The organism is Bythopirellula goksoeyrii (genome assembly GCF_008065115.1).
GTDB lineage: Bacteria > Planctomycetota > Planctomycetia > Pirellulales > Lacipirellulaceae > Bythopirellula > Bythopirellula goksoeyrii.
The window spans coordinates 6,315,292-6,334,700 of the sequence record NZ_CP042913.1; the positions used below are offsets into that span (position 1 = coordinate 6,315,292).

Annotated in this window: 14 protein-coding genes; all 14 read right to left on the reverse strand. The window is 55.0% G+C overall.

Going from position 1 to position 19,409, the window contains the following annotated elements; genetic code table 11:
* Positions 1 to 19: 19 nt before the first annotated feature.
* The 14 genes from Pr1d_RS25050 to Pr1d_RS25115 all read right to left on the reverse strand — a co-directional run bounded on the left by Pr1d_RS25050 (position 20) and on the right by Pr1d_RS25115 (position 19,333).
* On the reverse strand, positions 20 to 3,019 hold the full coding sequence (locus Pr1d_RS25050) for an autotransporter outer membrane beta-barrel domain-containing protein (RefSeq protein WP_148076086.1): 3,000 nt from the start codon (positions 3,017 to 3,019) through the stop codon (positions 20 to 22).
* A gap of 324 nt (positions 3,020 to 3,343) precedes the next feature.
* Complete coding sequence (locus tag Pr1d_RS25055; RefSeq protein ID WP_148076087.1) at positions 3,344 to 4,465, reverse strand: hypothetical protein; 1,122 nt, start codon at positions 4,463 to 4,465, stop codon at positions 3,344 to 3,346.
* Positions 4,462 to 7,395 carry a serine/threonine-protein kinase gene (locus tag Pr1d_RS25060; protein ID WP_148076088.1) on the reverse strand — a complete coding sequence of 978 codons (2,934 nt, stop codon included), beginning with the start codon at positions 7,393 to 7,395 and terminating at the stop codon, positions 4,462 to 4,464. Before Pr1d_RS25060 ends, Pr1d_RS25055 begins: the two co-directional genes overlap by 4 nt.
* Positions 7,396 to 7,434: 39 nt before the next feature.
* Positions 7,435 to 8,055 (reverse strand): sigma-70 family RNA polymerase sigma factor, encoded by a 621-nt coding sequence (locus Pr1d_RS25065; protein WP_148076089.1) that lies wholly within the window; start codon positions 8,053 to 8,055, stop codon positions 7,435 to 7,437.
* A gap of 136 nt (positions 8,056 to 8,191) precedes the next feature.
* The gene (locus Pr1d_RS25070) at positions 8,192 to 9,466 is read right to left on the reverse strand and encodes a beta-ketoacyl-[acyl-carrier-protein] synthase family protein (protein WP_148076090.1); all 1,275 of its coding nucleotides are present in this window, start codon (positions 9,464 to 9,466) and stop codon (positions 8,192 to 8,194) included.
* Positions 9,467 to 9,541: 75 nt separating this feature from the next.
* Positions 9,542 to 10,078, reverse strand: a complete 537-nt coding sequence (locus Pr1d_RS25075; RefSeq protein WP_148076091.1) for a hotdog family protein — start codon at positions 10,076 to 10,078, stop codon at positions 9,542 to 9,544.
* A gap of 120 nt (positions 10,079 to 10,198) precedes the next feature.
* Positions 10,199 to 10,585, reverse strand: coding sequence for an acyl carrier protein (locus Pr1d_RS25080; protein ID WP_148076092.1), 387 nt, complete (start codon positions 10,583 to 10,585; stop codon positions 10,199 to 10,201).
* 92 nt (positions 10,586 to 10,677) lie between these two features.
* On the reverse strand, positions 10,678 to 11,172 hold the full coding sequence (locus Pr1d_RS25085; RefSeq protein ID WP_148076093.1) for a 3-hydroxyacyl-ACP dehydratase FabZ family protein: 495 nt from the start codon (positions 11,170 to 11,172) through the stop codon (positions 10,678 to 10,680).
* Positions 11,173 to 11,434: 262 nt separating this feature from the next.
* Positions 11,435 to 13,045 carry a serine/threonine protein kinase gene (locus tag Pr1d_RS25090; RefSeq protein ID WP_148076094.1) on the reverse strand — a complete coding sequence of 537 codons (1,611 nt, stop codon included), beginning with the start codon at positions 13,043 to 13,045 and terminating at the stop codon, positions 11,435 to 11,437.
* Positions 13,046 to 13,240: 195 nt separating this feature from the next.
* A complete protein-coding gene (locus Pr1d_RS25095) occupies positions 13,241 to 14,014 on the reverse strand; it encodes a 3-keto-disaccharide hydrolase (protein ID WP_148076095.1) in 774 nt (257 codons plus the stop codon).
* Between the two features lie 219 nt (positions 14,015 to 14,233).
* Complete coding sequence (locus tag Pr1d_RS25100; RefSeq protein WP_148076096.1) at positions 14,234 to 14,437, reverse strand: hypothetical protein; 204 nt, start codon at positions 14,435 to 14,437, stop codon at positions 14,234 to 14,236.
* Positions 14,438 to 14,439: 2 nt separating this feature from the next.
* Positions 14,440 to 14,913 carry a type II toxin-antitoxin system VapC family toxin gene (locus Pr1d_RS25105; RefSeq protein ID WP_148076097.1) on the reverse strand — a complete coding sequence of 158 codons (474 nt, stop codon included), beginning with the start codon at positions 14,911 to 14,913 and terminating at the stop codon, positions 14,440 to 14,442.
* 16 nt (positions 14,914 to 14,929) lie between these two features.
* A complete protein-coding gene (locus Pr1d_RS25110; protein WP_148076098.1) occupies positions 14,930 to 18,370 on the reverse strand; it encodes a pyruvate carboxylase in 3,441 nt (1,146 codons plus the stop codon).
* Between the two features lie 24 nt (positions 18,371 to 18,394).
* Positions 18,395 to 19,333, reverse strand: a complete 939-nt coding sequence (locus Pr1d_RS25115; RefSeq protein ID WP_148076099.1) for an SHD1 domain-containing protein — start codon at positions 19,331 to 19,333, stop codon at positions 18,395 to 18,397.
* Positions 19,334 to 19,409 lie beyond the last annotated feature (76 nt).

Below are 19,409 nucleotides of genomic sequence, written 5' to 3' on the forward strand. Positions count from 1 at the left end.
TCCTAGTGTTCCATCAAAATCACTTGAGACGCCTAGCAGCGAGGCTTACGATACTTACCATCACTCCCAGCAGAAGATTGCTCGGCTCGGGCACTGCGGCAGAAGTGGCCGTGGATGCCGACACGCCGTAGTTAGTCTTCCAATCGGCAAGTAGGCCGACACTGGGGTCTCGTTGCCATTTGAGGAAATCCGCCGCATCCACATCGCCATCGGAGTCGAAGTCTCCTAGAGGTCCGCCATCGAACACACTTAGCGACAGAGAATTAGGCGTTTTTTCCATCTGCCAGAATAGTCCCGTGGGAAGACTGGGAAGAATAGATTGTAAGAACATCCCCGACAATCCACCTGAGGAATTTATGAGCGGAATCGTTTCTCCCGCAGTCGGAACATAAGATTCCGCAAGCTCGACTTTCAGTAACCCCTCGAGCAGAGCAACACCTGCCACATCGATCGCCGCCCCGCTGAGGATCTCTGCAAGTGTCACGGTAAAGGACGCGGTGCTCGACTGTGTGAAATCGCCCGTGAACTGAAAGACTCCACCTGTCGTTTCCAAGTGTCCATCATTTTGGAACGCATCGATTTCTATCCGCAATGTAGAGTCGGCTTCCGCCCGCAGTGTCCCCTGCTGGTCAAAACTGCTGGCGAACAGAGTCAACGTATGGCCATTCTCGGCCAGCAAGACGCCGTGATTAGCAAGCGGCACGCGCTCTGGCGGCAATTGATAAAAGTAGCTTCCACCCACATAGCCGCTACCACCGGCCGTGCGGATGACAATGTCGGGGCCGATCGTCAATCCAGCCGGCAAGCTCTGCTGGTCGGTTATCTCAATCATGTTGATGCGCGGATACAGGGGGTTGCTAGGAAACCCGTTGATGTTGTTGAAACGGATTTCACCAAGACCGCTGAGGACTTGCTCACCTTGAAAGGCGATCCGCGAGTCATCAAACTGGTCTCCATTCCCTGAGCCAATGCTGATGGAAGTATCGTCCAGCGTGAGACCTTCGCGGACCGACATCCGCGTGTTGTCAATTACCATCGGCAACGCCAAGGTGACTCCTTGGCGAAAAGTCGCCCATTCGGTTGTTTCAAAGGAATAGCCGTAGGTGACTCGCAATTCGACTCCGGGGTCTCCTTCGATACGGCCGCCGCGAAAGACATCAGTACGTGAGTGTGAAATCCGCCACTCGACTCCTGCTGGGAGGTGGATCGTCTGGCCTACGTTATCGATCGGTCCAGTGAGAACTACTGTACCGGCGAGTGGCGAAACACGTTCGATCACCGCGTGAGAGAAAATGTCGTCCGGTCGATTGCCAATCGTAAGCAGACCACCATCGACTATGAGCTGACCTGTGCCGGTCAGGGGGCCATCGACCGTCAGAGATGCATCCGTCGTGATGCGAATGTCGGCATTCAATTCCAGGTTGCGCACCGTGCCGCGCGGTTTCCCCAAGAGCCCCGTTGGGACGCCAATGGTCAACTCACCGCCCCCGACGCTATTCACGGTTCCGTTAAACAACGTGCCGTCGATCAAAGTCCAGAACTCGCCTGGCTGCGAGCCCACCGTGATCGTGCCGCCTTCGAGATCGAGTGAGCCATTATACACGCCGCGATCCAAACCGGTTCCGCCAATTGCCAGATAAGGCCCCAAAGTGGAACTGCCGGAAGCAAGCACCCGTGAATTCGTAATGCTTTGGCTCCCTGGCCCTGAAATCATGCCTCCCCGGTAGATGATGTTGGCATTGTTGACCGTTAGCGAACCTTGGTTGTTCAGCGTTGCAGTCAGTTCAAGCACGCCACCGTTGACCACTTGCATGGTGCCCAAATTGTTCCACGTGTTGCCTAGCGTGAGCTTTCCCCCATTGATTGCGGTTGCCATTGCGCGCGTAGTCACTTCCGTCGTGTTGGAAATGGTTCCAGCCGAGGCGACCACGTCGCCGGAAATGTCGTAGGTGCTGGTCGCGTCGCCACTACGACGCAGGAGTGACAGCGTGCCAGAGGAAGCACGGAGATCAACGCCTGCGGGCAACGTGACTAAACCGCCACTGGCCTCGATCCGAGCGGTGCCGGTCCCTTCTGAAACGAGCGTACCTGTTCCGCCGATTGCCGTTGCCGCATCGAGATACAGATAGGTGGTACCACCTTCAAAGCGGACGTTGGCTCCGTCGAGCGTCATGGTGTTGACAGCTTTCAGAACTCCGCCGGAGAGCAATTGCAGATCGCCGAGCAGTGTCACGCCGTCGAACTGCACGGGATTGTCGCGAGGTGAAGTTCCTTGGGGCACGATTGACAATGTCCCACCGGAACTAGTCTCCAACACGCCACCCACGATTTCTGTCCCGGAGAGCAATGACCATTCTCCCCCCGAGAAGCTGGTCGTTTGGCCAGCGTTATTCAGATTCGCTCCGTAGAGTTGAATCGTGCCGCCGAGATTCTCCACGGTTCCGAGGTCGGCAAGCGAAGTAATCGCAGCTCCTTGCACGCGAATCACTCCATCTGCATTCGCACGCAATACGCTACCTGTGCCAAAAGTTACGGGTGTTGCTCCGTCGATTCTGAGCACGCCACCACTACGTGCTTCGAGCACCCCTTCATTAACGAAACCATGATTGGCAAGAATCGTGAACCCGCTGCTTGTCGAGCCTCCAGCGACAGCAGCGAACGTGCCTCGATTCACGGTTCCCTTCGAGGCATAGCTCGTTCCTCGCTCGCCAAGCACCGTGACACCAGGATCAATGGTCACACTGTTGGTTCCACAACATCCATAGGACCATCTGCCTGTGGGAGAATTAAGATAAACCTCACCGTTGCCGGTCAGGACGACCGTGCCCAGACCAGAACTAAGAGTTCCATACACATCGATCAGTCCATTGTCGAGCGTAACGGTTCCCCCGAGATTGCCAAACTCACCAGCAGGAACTTCTAACGTTCCGCTTATAGTCGTGTTGCTGATCGCGATATCACCAAGACAAGGTTTGACCGTAAGCGCCACAAGAAGCAATATTGCTTTGAATCGCCGCATAATAAGCTGACAAGACGTACGTAGCATTCGAACGAAAAACCAATAGGCAACAAGTTTGGTCAGCTCTCTGCCAACGAGGCGGGTACCCCCATGAGAGTCGGACCGCGACTCTTGACCATCCTATCTTACACCCTAGCTCGTTGCAAATTCGCAGTTCGCCGAATCAATAAGTGCCTCGGGAAGTCCCATAGAGAGCAGCCTGGTAAAGTTCCAGGGTGCACATAGGCCTGCTGCAACTAACACAGCAGTTTAACCAATGACAGGCAAATGAACGGGCATGATTCTCTCAGAAAATCTCCATTGCAGAGTTTCCGTGTAAGCTCGCTACTCGTCCCGTCCCAGTAGCGGCTCAATTTCTTTCAGAGAATCGCGTCTATGCACTCGCGCCAGGTGAGCCCCGGTTGCCAGGACTGCCACGCCACCGAGCACCAGCGAAGAAGTCGCATGACGTTCGCGTTCCTTAGTCAGCGGAGCGGTCGGTGCCTCGACCTCAGCGGGGCGTTGCTCCTCCCATTCGGCGAAGACCTGATCTCGGGCAGTTTCCTGGACAGCCTCAGCCGAGTTATTCGCCTCGCTGGTTTCGAGGTGTGATGTCGCGGTTAAAGTTGCCTGGAGAATATTCTCTCCCGGCGCAATCTCTGGTCGAGACGAAATCAGGTTGGCAGACTGTACTACAGGTGGTTGCGATTCATCGCGCGGTGAATCTGCCTTCGCAGGTGTTCTTGTGGGTAGAGAAATCTTGGGGGCAACCTCTGACTTTTGCACTTCGTTGAACTCTGAATCTCGAGCATTGCTCTGGGCAGCAGCAGGTCGGAGCGAAGCAACTTCAAAAGCCATCTCGCGCCCCTGGGCCGGGGCGTATTCTTGCGCACGAACTGCTGTTTCAATTTGCAGCGATTCTGTACGAGGCGCGTCAACTAAGCCGCCTTCCGACCGAACACCCGGACGCTGCTCAAAGGAAGGGCCAAAAAGTTGGGCGATCTGGACCTCCCCTCCATCTGGCTGGGTGGGCGGGTCTTGCTCCAGTGGGGCAATCGGGATCACCTGCTCCAACCCTCCCCCCAGGGTGCTCGCATTGAGATCCCCCCGGGATTGGAAATTTGCCTCCCCTTTGTCAATCCCATCGATGTCAGTAGTAATCAGGTCTTGAGTATTTAAGATCTGTCCCGTACCGAAGGTCGCTGAGAATTCGAATCCACTGAGTCCGTGGGAGTCGATGACTCCACGCATGTCGCCGACGAACATTTGGTCGGTGGAGAAAGAAATCAAACCACCCTCGGAAAAGTTCGTACCATCAAAGGTAATCGCTAGTCCCCCGGTGGAGGTCGAGAGGGTGATGCGCTCTTCCATCTGCTCGAAGCCCAGCGAGCGACGACAGACCGGACGCGACGAACGCATCTCTTGTCCTTTGTCGAAGCGTCTTCGCTTGTTCCCAGAAAATCTCATGGCTGCTTCTCCGGGAATGTGCTGGAATTCGTGAGAACGTCGCTACTCGAATACTCGCTGAAAATCTCAGGCAAGGGATGCTCGCGACGGAGGCGATCAACGTCGGCACCTGCAGATTCTGCTTGCTTGAATGTCTCCAAAGCTTCTTGCAGGATCTGGTCCTGTTCGGCTGACTCACCGCCAAGCAGTTGCGCCGCTTCGGCCAACTCGCCAGCAACATAATACAGATGTTCGCCATCGTCAGCCCAGAGTGTCCGTCGCTCGAGAGCTACGGAGGCAGCCTCGGCCGGGCGGCCTGCAGTTCGGAGAGTCCGACCATAGTTGAAATAGTGCTTGCTCAGAAACTCGCGGAACTCGGGCTGAGCGGGATTCGCCGCCAGGGCTGCGCTCTGGTGCTCAATCGCGGATTCGTAGTCGATTATAGCGCGGGCCAAGTCGCCAGTCTGTTCTGCCACCATTGCCCGGTTGTTCAACACTCCCGCCAGCGAACTCTGGTACCGTGCGTCCTGCGGAAAGTCGGCAACCAGTTCGGTCAGGATCTCAAGTGCATGAGCATAAGCAGCCACCGCCGGACTGGTCGCGTGAGTGCGGGCCAGTGTCTGGCCAAGATTGTTCCAGGTAAGCGCCAACTCGCTACGATATTGTACCACGCTGGCAAACTGCCTCACGAGCTGCTCTTGAGTCTCAATCGCCTGGCGATAGGCGGCAACCGCCGCCGTGTCGTCACCTATCCGGCCCACGATGGCACCCAAGTTGTTTTGGCAAAGCGCCAGATCACTCCGCCAACTTGCCAGTGTAGGTGTATCTGCTGCGCGTTGATCGACAATCTCTTGAAGCAACTCCACTGCCCGCTCACACGAGGACCGGGCAGCTTCCCAATTGGTCTCCTGCTCGACAAAGCTTCGGTTGTTCAGCGCAAGAGCCAGATCGTGCCGGGCATGTACGTCTTCAGGCGAATGGGCCGCGATTTTTTCCAATCGCCCGATTGCCGCTGAAAACGAACGCAGAGCGGATGGCAAATCCCCGCGTTGTCGCTCGAGAAAACCCTGGTTGGTTAGCATCTCGGCAAGCAAACGCAAACTCGCGCGATCCGCGGGATTCTTCGCAGTGATGTTTTTCTGCAAATCAATTGCCGCGGTGTAATGCTCGCGGGCCAACTGGAGATTTCCTTCTGCAGCCGAGAGTAAAGCGAGGTTATTCAGACAGGTTGCTCTTTCCTGCCGAAACAACTGGGGATCGTCACCTGCCTCGCTCAAGCGAGTAAATAGTTCGTAAGCCTTACGGTAGGATTCTTCGGAACGCTGTCGATCGCCCAATCGGCTGGCAATGGTCCCCACCTGAAAATGAGTCGACGCAAGTTGCTGATCGAGTGTCGGATCGCTTGCCGCCCGAGCAATGAAATCCTCATAGTAGGCGAGCGTGTCTCCCAGCACCGCTTGCCGTAGTGGCTCGCTGCCGGGAAGCTGGGCAAGCTCACGTGAAAACCGATTCCCAAACCGATCAACTACCTGACGCGCTTGCTGGAGGTTCTCCTCGGCAGTCACCAAGGCCGCCTGGGTGCGACCTTGCTCGCGCATCAGCAAGAACGCGGAGCTCGTCGAGACCGCAGCCAGCACCACCAGAAAACTGGCCGCGAGCGAGACGAGCACTCGATGTCGGCGTATCCATTTAGCGGAGCGATCCCGCAAGGTGGGGCGACGCGCCAGTGTCGGCTTCCCCTCAAGAAAGCGAGTGAGATCCTCGGCCAGTTTTTCCGCCGTGGCGTAGCGATCTTCTCGCGACTTGGCCATCGCACTGAGAATGATTGTTTCCAAATCGTGGGGGATCGCCGGATCGATCATGCTCGGAGCAATTGGCTCCTTTTGGGCAATCGCTCGTAGCACTTCCTGGCGATCCTCTCCCGGGAAAGCAGGCTGCAATGTGAGCAATTCGTAGAGTGTGGCCCCGAGCGAATAGATATCGGTGCGCGAATCGACAACCAGTTGCCCTGAATTGGCCTGCTCGGGACTCATGTACCGCAGCGTGCCGACCATGTCACCAGTCATGGTTACGCTAGGGTTGTTTGCGATACGCGCGAGGCCGAAATCGGTAATCCACAGTTTTTGCCTGTCATCGAGCAGTAGGTTCGAAGGCTTGATGTCGCGGTGGATCACCCCACATTGATGGGCATGATGTAAGGCGTTGGCAGCTTGAATCCCCAATCGGGCAATTGCCACGCAGTATTCCGCGTGGCTCCCTGCATGGCGAGAGGTGAGAAATTCGCATCCCGAGTGTTGCGTCGTCTGGGCAACAAGCGTGGAGACGGCATGAGGGGCTGACTCGGGGCTAGAGGCATCTTCCTCGTCATTGCGTAGCGCATGGACTACCCGGTCGAGCGATCTCCCCGCTATGAATTGCATCGCGTAGAAATGCACTCCCCGTTCCTCACCAACGGCAAACACGGGCACAATGTTGGGATGATGCAGCTGAGCCGCTGCTTGGGCCTCGTTCTGGAAGCGAGCAAGCTGCTTGTGATCCCACATAGCAGCAAACGGCAGTACCTTCAGGGCGACTTTGCGCTGCAGTGATATCTGCTGTGCTTCATAAACAACCCCCATTCCACCCCGGCCAATTTCTGCGCCGATCTGGAAGTCACCCAATCGCTTCGCACCGACATCAGTCGGTCCTGCAGAAAAAGGTGCTGTCGACTTAGCAGACCCTCTCTTACTAGGTTTGGCGGCCCGCACACCCTGTGTCGCTTCATGCAACATTTCGACACTAGCTGCAAAGGCACGAATATCCTCCGCCAGACGCGGATGCTCTGTGGCCAATAGGGTCACATCCAACGGCGTGCCCTCTTCGAGCGATGCCAGATAACTATCCAGCACCTCGGCCAATTCCCTGTCGTCCAGGACACAAGGATTCAAAGTTTGAGAGGGCTCACTAATCATTGGTAGCTGTTGGCAGTTTGCAATTGGCTAACTGATTCCTTATTCATCCATTTTTTCTCGTAAGCAGCGAATGGCACGTACCCACAACATTCGAGTGGCACCGGTCCGACGCTGCATCCGCTTGGCCACTTCCTCAAATGGCAAAGCCTCGATGTGTCGCAATATAATCACTTCCCGGTAGTCCGGCGGCAATGCAGCAATTTGGTTGGCTAGATCCAGTTCCTGTTCCTGTCGCTGGTAGGTTCCACTGGGAGAATTCCCCGGATCAGAAAGCATCGCATCGAGCCTGGCAGTAGATTGCTCCAACGAACCGGCCAGTACCTCCAGTGAAACTTCGCGTCGGACGGACCGTTTGGCAGTAAGCACATGCTGCTCGACCACCCGGTGGAGATTATTAACCAGGATCATCCGGAGCCACGCACAGAACTCCCCGATCGACTGCCCCCGAAACTGGTCAAAGTCGCGGTTGGCCTCAAGAAAGGTTTCCTGCACCACATCCGAGGGACTGACGCGTTGCTGGAGACACCGCTCCAACTGGGCCACTACCAGCAGCTTCAGGTAATTGCGATACACCGAGAGCAACTGCCCAAAACAGTCGCGCTCTCCCGCAAGCGCTTGCGAAAGCAAGAGTTGCGGATTCGTGCTGGAACAATCAGTCATAAGAAACCCCTTGAACAGCCCCCTGCTGCACCACCCTCACTAATGTAGGCAGAATCTGGCAAGAAGTGTCACAGGGAAATAGGCAAAATTTGAGGAATTTACCCAAATGCCTGCTATCAGAGGCTCCCAGGGGCTCTCAAACCCCGCCCGCCACCAGGGAAACGTTCTGTCCGCCGAAACCAAAGCTATTCGAGGCGGCGATGTCGCACTTGGCCTCGCGGGCCGTGTTGGGGACATAGTCGAGGTCGCACTCGGGATCGGGTGTTTCGTAGTTGATGGTGGGGGGGAGCACTTTGTGCTTCATCGCCATCAGGCAGATAATCAACTCCGTCGCCCCGGCGGCGGCGATCAGATGGCCCGTCATGCTCTTGGTGCTAGAGACAGGAAGCTTGTCGGCATGCGTGCCGAACACCTGGCGGATCGCTAGCGACTCCACGCGATCGTTCACCGCGGTGCTGGTGCCGTGGGCGTTGATGTAGTCGATATCTGTCGGATCCTTGCCCGCATCTTTAAGTGCCATCTTCAGGCAACTAATCGCCCCGCGACCCTCAGGATGGGTATCCGTGATTCGAAACGCATCGGCAGTTGTACCGTAGCCCAGCAGCTCGCCATAGATTGGGGCACCCCGCTTACGGGCGTGTTCGTATTCTTCGAGCACGACCATCGCGCCCCCTTCTCCCAAGACAAAACCATCGCGATTCTTGTCGAACGGGCGCGATGCTCGCTCGGGTTCGTCATTTCGTTCGCTCAGGGCGGTAAGCAAGTTAAATCCAGTGACGCCGAAGGGGTGAATCATGCTGTGGGCTCCCCCGGAGAGCATCACATCGGCCTCACCGCGGCGAATGATCTCGGTCGCTTCGCCGATGGCCTGACTACTGGCGGCACAAGCGGTAAGGCAATTTACGTTGGGTCCCTGGGCATCAAACATCCCTGCCAAGTAGCCGACGGGCATATTGGGTTCCTGCTCCAGCTCAGCCTGGGGGTCGAGTATCTTCAGCCCCTCGGTGACGAATCCATTCAAATCAAGATCGCCCCCTTGCACAGCGGCGGTCATCATCTGCGAGAAATTGAAGAAATCCTGACTTCCTTCGCCGGCGCCCAGATAAACGCCAAACCGCGTCGGCTCAACCGTCCCCAGCACACCTGATTCTGTGATGGCCTGCTGGGCAGCCCCCGCAGCGAAACAAGTGTGTCGACTGCGGTCGTCCCACTCAGTAGGGTCGAGACCAACAGCCGCGACGGACCAATCCCTCACTTCAGCGGAAATCTTGGTGGGAAAACTACTCGCATCAAAGATGGTGGTGCGGCCCACGCCACTCTTACCGTCCATGAGATTCGCCCACAGCGAATCGACCGTGGTCCCCAACGGCGTAACGCAACCGACACCCGTGATGACAACCCGACGACGCATGGTAAAATCTCCTAGAAAACAATTCTCTCGGCACTGATTGCCAAAGTATCGCTACTTTCGCGGAGCGAAAGGCGGCTACACCACCGGCGACGTTTCCACCAACGGATACTCTGACTCTCGGATACGCGTGCCGTCTTGCCGCACTCCAACTTCAAACACGCCGACCAGCTGCAGCCAGTGCCGTAAGTCTCGCGGACGGAACAGCGGTGCCCCTCCGGTTACATCGTTGGACTCATCCAGTCGAGCGAAAAACAATTGGGCCTCGGCGTGCAAGCGGTCTCCGACATGCCCGGTTGCTGAGACTACCGCTCCGTCGCGCCGCAATGCATCGACCGTCACGCGATAGGTGAGGGTTTCGCCATTTCGCACATACGAGTGGAAACTAACTTTTGACAGTTTGGCGAGTACAACCAGTTCCGAGAAGCCATAATGTTCACTCACCAGAAGGCCGCCGGCTTGGGCGATTCCCTCTGTCACGAGCGAGTTCGGCATGATCGGATAGCCGACAATGTGCTCATGCATATGAGGCTCCGCTAACGACACCCCTTTGACGGCCGTCGCGTGGGAGTCGCATACGAACTCGGTGAATCGATCAATCCAAAACCAACGCATGTTGCTTGTACCTTAGAGTAACGTCAGAACCGCTCCGATGAATGACGAATGTCCCATGAACAATGACGAAAGAATGACAAAGCTCGAATGTCTAATTATTCTTGCTTCGTCATTCGGAATTTAACTCGCCAACTTATGCGCCACGAAGTTGCACATGTCCTGAACGGTTAGCTCTTGAGCCAAGTTCTGTACGATGGGATTCGACTCGAACTTGGAGAGATCGGCAAACGGCATCCGCTCTTTCAGCTTGGCAATTCCCTCGGCGTTGACCTTGCCATCCTGCACGTACTCAGAATTGGTCAAGATATCTTCCGGGAATAATTCGCCCCGCTCGATCTTAATATCGAAGGCCTTTTCCAGGCGAAACACGATATCCAGAAAGTCAATCGACTCCGCATCCAGATCACCCTGAAGCGTTGCTTGGGGAGTGACTTCATCATCATCGACTCCCAAGGCATCAACTAACGCTTCTTGTACTTTTTCAAAAATCTCTTCATTGCTTGGCATGGCTTAAAAATAACCTCCGATAAAATGGTTGGTATATGTTGTCAGTGGTCAGTGGTCCGCTTCAACTGGCCACTGACGACTGACAACTCTCTTTACGTCGGAACGACTTCTGAATTCAGACTTCGGGTCAGTAGCTTTTCGGTTCCCCGTTGATACTCGATCATCCTCGCATCAAGGTCGGCCTGTTCAGGATCTGCATCCGCAAGATTGAATCTTTCCAGGACGAGTCGACCACTCACCGAGGCTTTGCCGGCCACTTCACCCTTGAACTTGAAGTTCACAAACCGCTCGTCCTTTTTTGTTTGCTCGACGCGGATGGTGAGCGTGTGACCCGGAGCAACAAAGTCGGCATACTTAACGGCGCTCGCTTCGTGCAACACGATAATGCTGTGAGCATAGTCCTCGCTCAACCTGATCAACCAAACACACGCTTGCGTGGCCGCTTCAAGCATGAAGACGCCCGGCAACACGGGAAATTCAGGAAAATGATCCGCGAGATACTCTTCCGAGAGCGTCACATTTTTCACAGCCGTCAATTCGGTATCGGGCTCATACGAACTGATCCGATCCAGTAGCCAAAAACGCATAGGCTGGTGCCCCGAAGACGAACTGAGGGTTGGGAATGGGTGTTGATTTGGGTTAATTGGGAAAATAGCGAACTCGCGATTATAACTCGACTTCTCCACTCAGACAACGCCCCAACAACCGACTCTAACCCCCACTTTTTCAGCCTTTTCGACAGTTCACACCACCTGGGCAAACCCTGAGGTTTTGCCGTGATCCCGAAGGGGAGTGCGATCCCCCGTGATACCGCAAACGCCGGAAGCTTACACATCCGGCTCGCCAAATCTAATCCTTGGTTAGATTCTGAATCTGCACCCTGGCCTGATCCACCAAGGGCTGCAATTCTCTGTTGTCCTTGTAGGATGAGACTATCCCGTCCAAGATGCGCCGAGCTTTGTACAAATCCCCTTCCTGGATCAGGGACTTGGACTGAGCCAATTGATCGCGCACGAAATCCGCTTGGCTCTTTCCGTCCTGCGGGTCGGATCTCAGATTCGAAATCCGCTGACGTGCCAAGCCAGCAAAGGCCCGGTCGTACTCATCGTCGCTCTTATTGAACATCGTGGCCAGTGCTTCGTATCTCTGCCAGGCAGTAATGCGGTCTCCCCGCTTCTCAAAGTCCCAAGCCTCGGTATAGAGCCGCTCCGCTTCACTTTCCGCAGGCCGACCCAGTCGGTCGTTGTTCTTTGCGCGAGTCTGCGCCCGATACACTAGGTAGCGATCTTCAAACTCCTGAATCTCATCGGCGTACTTTGTGTCGGGATACTGAGCCAAGAGTGGTTTGATGTATTGTTCTTCGGCCCGTTTCCAATCAACGGGGCTCTCGGAATCCATGTAAGGTTTTGCCCCTTCAAACAAGGCATCCTCATCCGCTGGCCGCAGCGTCCAAGCCGCCCCCGCAACCAACAGCAACAAACAAACTCCCAGAAACCAGGCGCGCTCGTAGAAAGGGCTCGTATCGCGATGCTTGCGACGGAATCCTTTCGACAACTTTCGCAGTTCTTTCTGATCTCCCCCAACTCGCAATACCCCTGACTTGCCAGCGAGTGCCTGCTGTGTAGCGCCCACCCCCGCAGCGACTTTCTGCATCGCACTAACTATCGCCCGATGGGCTTCTTCTGCAGACGAAAGTCGGTCAGCACGTTTAGGTTCGAGCAATTTAGCCACCAACACATCCAGCCATACAGGGCAGTCGAGTACCTTGGGGGCAATTCGCGGCGCTGGACCTGCGCGCCGTGCCTGGATCAACTCCGATGGAGTATTTGCTGACCAGGGTAATTCTCCCGCCAGACATTCATACAGAATCACCCCTAAACTAAACAGATCGCACGGAGGGAGCGTCGCCGATTGCTTACCGCGAAACACTTCGGGTGCCAGATAGGGTGCCACCTCCATCGAAGATCGCAACCCCAACACCTCATCCCGATCGCCCCAAGCACAATCAAACCCCGCCAATTTGACCCCGCCCCCTTCAGGAAGCAACACGCGACTCGGGGTGAGCCTCTGATGCACGAACCCATGTTGATGAGCATGCCGCAGTGCCTCACAAATGCCGTCGGTGATCTCTACCGCAAGCTCCCAAGGAATCTTCCCCCGCCGATCCATCAAATCGCGCAGCGATTCCCCAGGGACCAGTTCGAGAGCCAGATAAGGCTGCCCGTCCTCGATCGTTCCGCCCAGATAGCGCACGATGCTTGGATGCACAAGCTTCTGCAAACGCTTGACGTCGGCAGCAAACAGATTCCCACCCATCGCCTGGTTCACCAGACTCGGTGGCAACAGCTTCACCGCCATCGCAGTCTTGCGCTCAACGTGCAATCCGCGCAGAACATTAGCCGAGCCTCGGGGATCGAGGCATTCTTCCAACACAAAAGGACCAATTCGCGAACGCTGCATCGGCTACTGGAGATTGAGAGAGGTAAGGAACTCGTCGTCCTTTCATTGTAATTGAAGAGACGATTCGCAGCGAGGCAGATATACAATAGCTTCATAGCCGTCGGCGGAAGCCGATAGTTGTCGTTCCGGAAACCGCAGGCTCCCTCCGACGGCCAAGAAAGGCTAGATGATAGTCGAAACAGCGAATACCCTCGTCTACAACTCCAACCGTTTGACGCGTACATTGCGAAACGCCACAGCCCCGTGATCCATTTGAAGCATGAGCGCTGCTTCGGCCACCTCGGGCAGTGGAGTTGAGGCATTGCCAGTCGGTGAGGCTACCTCTACTTCCTGATGTATTATCTGACCGTTGAGTTTTACAGATAAAAACTTTGCATTATCGACTTTCGTCCCGTCGCTAGCGAAACGAGGCGCCCGGAATACCACCTCCAAGGTTTGCCACTTACCAGCAGGCTTCGCAGCGTTCACCAGTGGGGGCACACCTTCATCAATGTATTTCAACGGCTTGCCTTCGCCTTGAAACAACCAGTGAGGATAAATTCCACCACACTCCCTGGCCGAAGGCTTGTCCTTATGGTGGCTATCGTAAAGCTGAATCTCATAGCGCTGTTGCAGCTTCACGCCAGAGTTGCTCCCTTTGCCGATAAGAAACTCTAGCTGGACTTCGCAATCACCGAACTCTTGCCTGCTAAGCAAGTTGTTTGCTTCTCCAAACTTGGATTTCGAAAGCGCCGCGACCACACCCTCGCCGGGCTGAGCCTCTAGTGATTTCGAATTCAGCTCCAACGTCACATCGCCGCATAAGACTGCATTCTTTCCGAGCTGGACAATCCCCGTGGGGCCCTTGGTATCTATCAAATCGATCCATTGGATGACCTCCTCTGATTCCGCCGTACGAACCGGAACCAAGAGCAGCATAAACAGGCTCGGTACCAACAAGCATTCCAAATTCATTCTGTATCGACCCATTTCAATTATTTTCCTGTCAAAGTCTACACCGGCTAGATTCGTAAGAGTGCGACAAGCAACTTGGCAACTCCAAGATTGTAGTTGAAGTGAATTTCTTCAGCGAGCGAGAGCCTGCCAAATAGCCGTTAACAATCAGTACTATCCCGATTCATCGGAATTCCCCGGCGCAGCCGGTAGTAGCCCCGGCATTTATGCGCGAGAAACTCGTCATTGCTTCGTTTACGGAAGAGTCTTTGCAATTGAGTTCGGGTCAGTATCCGTCGCAGCAGGAACGCACTTCGGTTTGCGAGACACCATCGGCTTGCCAGATTCCTTTTGCCGCCGACGAAGATCCTCAATCATTGCCTTCACATCGTAATTGAAGTTTGCGGCGACATTGTCTCGATATTCTCGTATTTCGTCGAGGACGGGATCGGTGTACATGGTCAAATCTCGATCAGTTGTTCGGGAGTACAGATTGTTGGCATCTCGAAGCCAAACAAATCGCAAACCATCTCCATTCTTGCCTGCAGCGTCGCATTGGCAATATGACGACAATTCCAGGTTAGCAGGTAGTCGATGCCGTTTCCAACAGAAATTGCTATATGTAGGGCGTCATTTGCAGCATTCGACGGTAAAGGCACTCGCTGCATTAACGCAGACACTATTTCATCGGCATCGGTTGGCGGTTCGAGAATGTCGATCCCTCTAAGAAGATTCATTCGCTTTGCAGCAGCTTCTGGATCGCCATCGGCAGACTCATCTATAACCACTTGTGATATGAACAGATTATAGTTGGTTCGATGATCGTTCCACCATTCATGCGTGATCTGTTGTCGCGCAGCCATCACGATTTGAGGGCTCTGTCTGGCGGCGAGATAGCTGGGGATCGTTGTTTCGACATAGACTGATGGCTTCATCTTGATCCTGTTCCCCCTACTCCAACGTAATCAACAAATCCCCTGCCTCTACCTGGCTGCCAGTGCCGACATGCACCTGGGCGACTTTGCCTTCGCTTTCGGCGGCTATGGTGGTTTCCATTTTCATTGCTTCGAGCGTCATCAGCTTTTGGCCTTGAGTGATTGCATCGCCGGGTTCAACTGCGACCAACACTACCATTCCTGGCATTGCCGATCCGATTTGTTTAGCGTTGTTGGGGTCTGCCTTGGGGGTCGACTCTCCGGTATTCTCCAGAGAACGATCATGCACCGTCACATCGCGGGGATGGCCGTTGAGTTCGAAGAACACGCTGCGGGTGCCGTCGGCGTGAGGATCGCCGACAGTAAGAAACTTGATGATGAGCGTCTTGCCGGGTTCGATCACAACGGAGATTTCTTCTCCTGCGTCCATGCCGTGCAGGAACACAGGGGTCGGAAGCAGGCTGGTGTCAGAGTATTGTTCCCAGTGGGCAGCGTATTGCTCAAAGACTTGCGGATACATCAGATAGGCAACGATCTCCTGCTGCGTCGGCTCGCGGTCGATCATCTTGGCGACTTTTTCTTTCGCGTCATTGAGATCTGCGGGGGGCAAGCTCTCGCCGGGACGACCTTCCAACGGTTTCTCGTCTCGCAGAATTCGGTCCCGCACTTTGGTCGGAAAACCTCCTTCTACTTGCCCCATGCGACCACTGAGCAAGTCGAGTACCGAGCGGGGAAATGCCAGCTCGCGATCGCTCTCCATAAGTTCCGCACAACTCATGTCGTGGGCCACCAAGAACAGCGCCATGTCACCCACCGCCTTCGAAGTAGGCGTTACCTTCACAATGTCACCAAAAAGTTGATTCACGTCGGCGTAAACTTTGCAGACTTTGGCCCATTGCGAAGAGAGGCCTAGCGCGTGGGCCTGCTGAAACAGATTCGTGTATTGCCCACCTGGCATTTCGTGCTGATAGAGGTCAGCTCCGGCGGCCAGAGTTGGGCTTTCAAACGCTGAGTAGAATTCTCTCGCCTCGCGCCAGTAATCGGAAATCCTATCTAAAGCTTCGGAGCTAAGCGTCGATGCCCGGGGTGTGAACCGTAGTCCCTCGACCATCGTGTTGAGATTCGGCTGCGAAGTCCCGCCCGACATCGCTGCCAGTGCTCCATCGGCAATGTCGAGTCCCATCTCGGCCGCATTGAGTATCGCCGAAGCCTGGACGCCCCCCGTGTCGTGTGTGTGGAAATGAATCGGCAAGTCCACCTCGTCTCGCAGCGCCTTGACCAACATCTCTGCAGCGTGGGGCTTGCATAAGCCGGCCATGTCCTTGATGGCCAGAATGTGGGCTCCCATTTGCTCCAGCTCTTTGGCCAGCATTACGTAATACTTGAGGTCGTACTTTGATCGCGCCGGATCCAGGATATCTCCCGAGTAGCATATGGCCGCCTCGCAGATCGCGTCAGTTTTCTGCACCGCTTCCATGGCCACGCGCATGTTGGGAGTCCAATTGAGTGCGTCGAAGATACGGAACACGTCTATCCCCGCATCCGCTGCCTCACGAACACATAACTCGACCAGATTGTCCGGGTAGTTCGCGTAGCCCATCGCACTCGATGCCCGTAGCAACATCTGAAACAGAATGTTCGGAATTTTCTCACGCAGTAATTCGAGCCTTTTCCAAGGGGATTCCTTCAAGAACCGCATTGAAGTATCAAATGTCGCGCCGCCCCACATCTCGATGGAAAACAACTCTGGCAAAAGCCGTGCATAGGCATCGGCGATTTGGCAAAGATCAAAAGTGCGGAACCGCGTAGCCAATAGTGACTGATGAGCATCGCGCATTGTGGTGTCCGTCCACAACAGCGGCTTTTGCTCTTTCACCCAGCGGGCAAACCCTTCGACGCCAAGTTCCTTGAGCCGATCGCGAGTACCCTTCGGAAGCGGACATTCATCCAGATCAGGTACAACTACCGGGGTTCGCCGCAGAGAGGGCAGCTTGTCACCCACGATGGGGCTACCGTTGACGATCACTTCGGAAATGTACTGCAACAGGCGCGTAGCGCGATCACGTCGTGGGACAAAGTCGAACAACTCAGGAGTATCGTCGATAAATCGTGTCGTGCATTCGCCTGCCAGGAACACGGGATCGGTCACCAGTCGAATCAAGAACGGGATGTTCGTCTTCACGCCCCGTACACGAAACTCTTGCAGACAACGCTCCGAACGGCGTGTGGCGTCTTCAAAGTTCCGGCCCCAGGCGGTCACCTTCACCAACAACGAATCATAAAAGGGATAGACCACAGCACCAGAGAATGCCGTGCCCGCATCGAGGCGAATCCCCATTCCACCCGCAGATCGATAATGCGTAAGCCGACCGTAATCGGGCATAAATCGGTTCGAGGGATTTTCGGTCGTCACACGGCATTGCACGGCAAAACCGGTCGTTTTGATGTCCTCCTGCGAAGCGAGTCCGACCGCCTCGGAAGTGAGCTTTTCCCCCTGAGCAATAAGAATCTGCGACCGCACGACGTCAATGCCGGTCACCTCTTCGGTGACGGTATGCTCAACTTGGATCCGTGGGTTGACTTCGATGAAGTAGAGTTCATGCGTGTCGGCATCGACCAGAAATTCTACTGTCCCCGCATTGTCGTACTTCACCGCCCTTCCAATTTCCAGTGCCGCTTCACAAATTGCGTTGCGAACTTTGGTTGGCAGATTTGGCGCGGGAGCTATTTCCACGACTTTTTGATGCCGGCGCTGAACAGAGCAATCTCGCTCAAAAAGATGAACCAGATTGCCGTGGCGATCTCCCAGGAGTTGCACTTCGATGTGACGAGCTCGCTGGATATATTTTTCAACAAAAATCTCGGGACTGCCAAAAGCGGTGAGGCTCTCGCGGCGGGCGGCCTCAAAGGAACTCTCAAACTCTTTGGGATCGGTCACCACACGCATTCCTCTACCACCGCCTCCATGGGCCGCCTTGAGAATAATGGGGAACCCTAGCTTCTCGGCCGTCGCCAAACCATCGGCCACCTCAACAATTGCCTCAGCGCTCCCTCCCAGCACCGGGACACCCACCTTGGTTGCCAATTTGCGAGCTTCGAGCTTGTCGCCCAGATTCTCCAGCAAATCCACGCGCGGCCCAACGAAAGTAATGCCCGCATCAGCACATGCCTGGGCGAACTCGGGATTCTCGGAAAGAAACCCGTAGCCTGGATGGATCGCATCAATGGCATGTTCCTTTGCCAATTCGATGACGCCCGGAATGTTCAAATAGGCCTGCAGGGGTTTGCCTTCTTCACCGATCAGATAAGCTTCATCTGCTTTAAAACGATGCAGTGCATAGCGATCTTCGTGCGAATACATCGCCACGGTTCGGATACCCAGTTCATGGGCACTGCGAAACACGCGAATGGCAATCTCGCTACGATTGGCAGCCAACAGACGACGAATAGGTTTCATAAGCTTCTCAAAAAAATCTATGACTCAAAACTGACGGTTCACTCTAGCGACGGGGCCTACCGAGTAACCGGGGTTCCGTTCCATCGCTGTAATGGATGCCTGGCGACTATCGCGTCCAGGGACGACCACCGAGAGCGCCGTCCCAGGGGTCCCTGGATTGGGATACAACACGACTTCCCACAAACTAAACAACCCAGCTGTGTATCCCTGCAACTGGAGTTGGAGCTTCTGAAACTCAGCTGTCCGCTGGGCATCCTCCTGAAAAGCCTGAGCCTGGGACTGCAGGTAGAGAGCTGACTCCTGTTGATCTTCGTACTCCTGGGCAGAAGCGGCCCAGCGATCCCAACCTGGCTTCAGCGCAAGCAATGCCTTGTCGCTGAACAGAAAGAATGGCACCGCATAGTGATTGCCGTTGGGCAGTTCCAGCAGCACCCCTTCAGTAGTGAATGTTTCGGGCTCTCCTCTACGTCGCCTGAGCCAATCAAACAGCCCTGCCCTGTCCGTGATGTTTCGCTCGGTGAAGTGGGCCGCCACCAAGGGAGTAATCTTTTGATAGACCTCAGGTAGATTCTCAAATTTCTGATCGTTCACATAGATAGTTCCACGGAACATGCGAAAGGTGACATCACGACGCATATAGTCGACCACCTTGCCGATTACTTTGAGGCCATTCCGCATTTCCCATGCATGCTCACCTTTGCCCTTTTGGTCCAGAGTGTCCTTCGCTTCCTTCGACTTGACGTATTCTTGATCTTTCTCAGAAAGTTGCTCTAGATCGACACCGACAAGCGTATTATCCGCTTTCTGAAGAACCAGATCCGCTCCGTCGAACGCGACCAAATCACCTTCTAGGGAATAATTTCCTGTCGAGTCCGTCCAAACTCGCGCCTGTGCGTCGAGACCAAACCAAGTAGCGGCAAATACAAAAAAGACAGTAATCCTGAGCATCGTATCAACTCCCATGGTATTCTCCCGCCTCAGGACACCGGCCCCAAGGCAGTCTCGCTAGTATAACGGACTGCACTCCCAGTTCCACCGC

What these genes read in the sequence shown, in the direction of transcription:
- Pr1d_RS25070 (WP_148076090.1), bottom strand. Translation starts at nt 9,466, where the DNA reads ATGCGTCGTCGGGTTGTCATCACGGGTGTCGGTTGCGTTACGCCGTTG.
- Pr1d_RS25105 (WP_148076097.1), bottom strand. Translation starts at nt 14,913, where the DNA reads ATGAAGCCATCAGTCTATGTCGAAACAACGATCCCCAGCTATCTCGCC.
- Pr1d_RS25115 (WP_148076099.1), bottom strand. Translation starts at nt 19,333, where the DNA reads ATGGGAGTTGATACGATGCTCAGGATTACTGTCTTTTTTGTATTTGCC.
- Pr1d_RS25100 (WP_148076096.1), bottom strand. Translation starts at nt 14,437, where the DNA reads ATGTACACCGATCCCGTCCTCGACGAAATACGAGAATATCGAGACAAT.
- Pr1d_RS25090 (WP_148076094.1), bottom strand. Translation starts at nt 13,045, where the DNA reads ATGCAGCGTTCGCGAATTGGTCCTTTTGTGTTGGAAGAATGCCTCGAT.
- Pr1d_RS25065 (WP_148076089.1), bottom strand. Translation starts at nt 8,055, where the DNA reads ATGACTGATTGTTCCAGCACGAATCCGCAACTCTTGCTTTCGCAAGCG.
- Pr1d_RS25060 (WP_148076088.1), bottom strand. Translation starts at nt 7,395, where the DNA reads ATGATTAGTGAGCCCTCTCAAACTTTGAATCCTTGTGTCCTGGACGAC.
- Pr1d_RS25110 (WP_148076098.1), bottom strand. Translation starts at nt 18,370, where the DNA reads ATGAAACCTATTCGTCGTCTGTTGGCTGCCAATCGTAGCGAGATTGCC.
- Pr1d_RS25095 (WP_148076095.1), bottom strand. Translation starts at nt 14,014, where the DNA reads ATGGGTCGATACAGAATGAATTTGGAATGCTTGTTGGTACCGAGCCTG.
- Pr1d_RS25080 (WP_148076092.1), bottom strand. Translation starts at nt 10,585, where the DNA reads ATGCCAAGCAATGAAGAGATTTTTGAAAAAGTACAAGAAGCGTTAGTT.
- Pr1d_RS25050 (WP_148076086.1), bottom strand. Translation starts at nt 3,019, where the DNA reads ATGCGGCGATTCAAAGCAATATTGCTTCTTGTGGCGCTTACGGTCAAA.
- Pr1d_RS25055 (WP_148076087.1), bottom strand. Translation starts at nt 4,465, where the DNA reads ATGAGATTTTCTGGGAACAAGCGAAGACGCTTCGACAAAGGACAAGAG.
- Pr1d_RS25075 (WP_148076091.1), bottom strand. Translation starts at nt 10,078, where the DNA reads ATGCGTTGGTTTTGGATTGATCGATTCACCGAGTTCGTATGCGACTCC.
- Pr1d_RS25085 (WP_148076093.1), bottom strand. Translation starts at nt 11,172, where the DNA reads ATGCGTTTTTGGCTACTGGATCGGATCAGTTCGTATGAGCCCGATACC.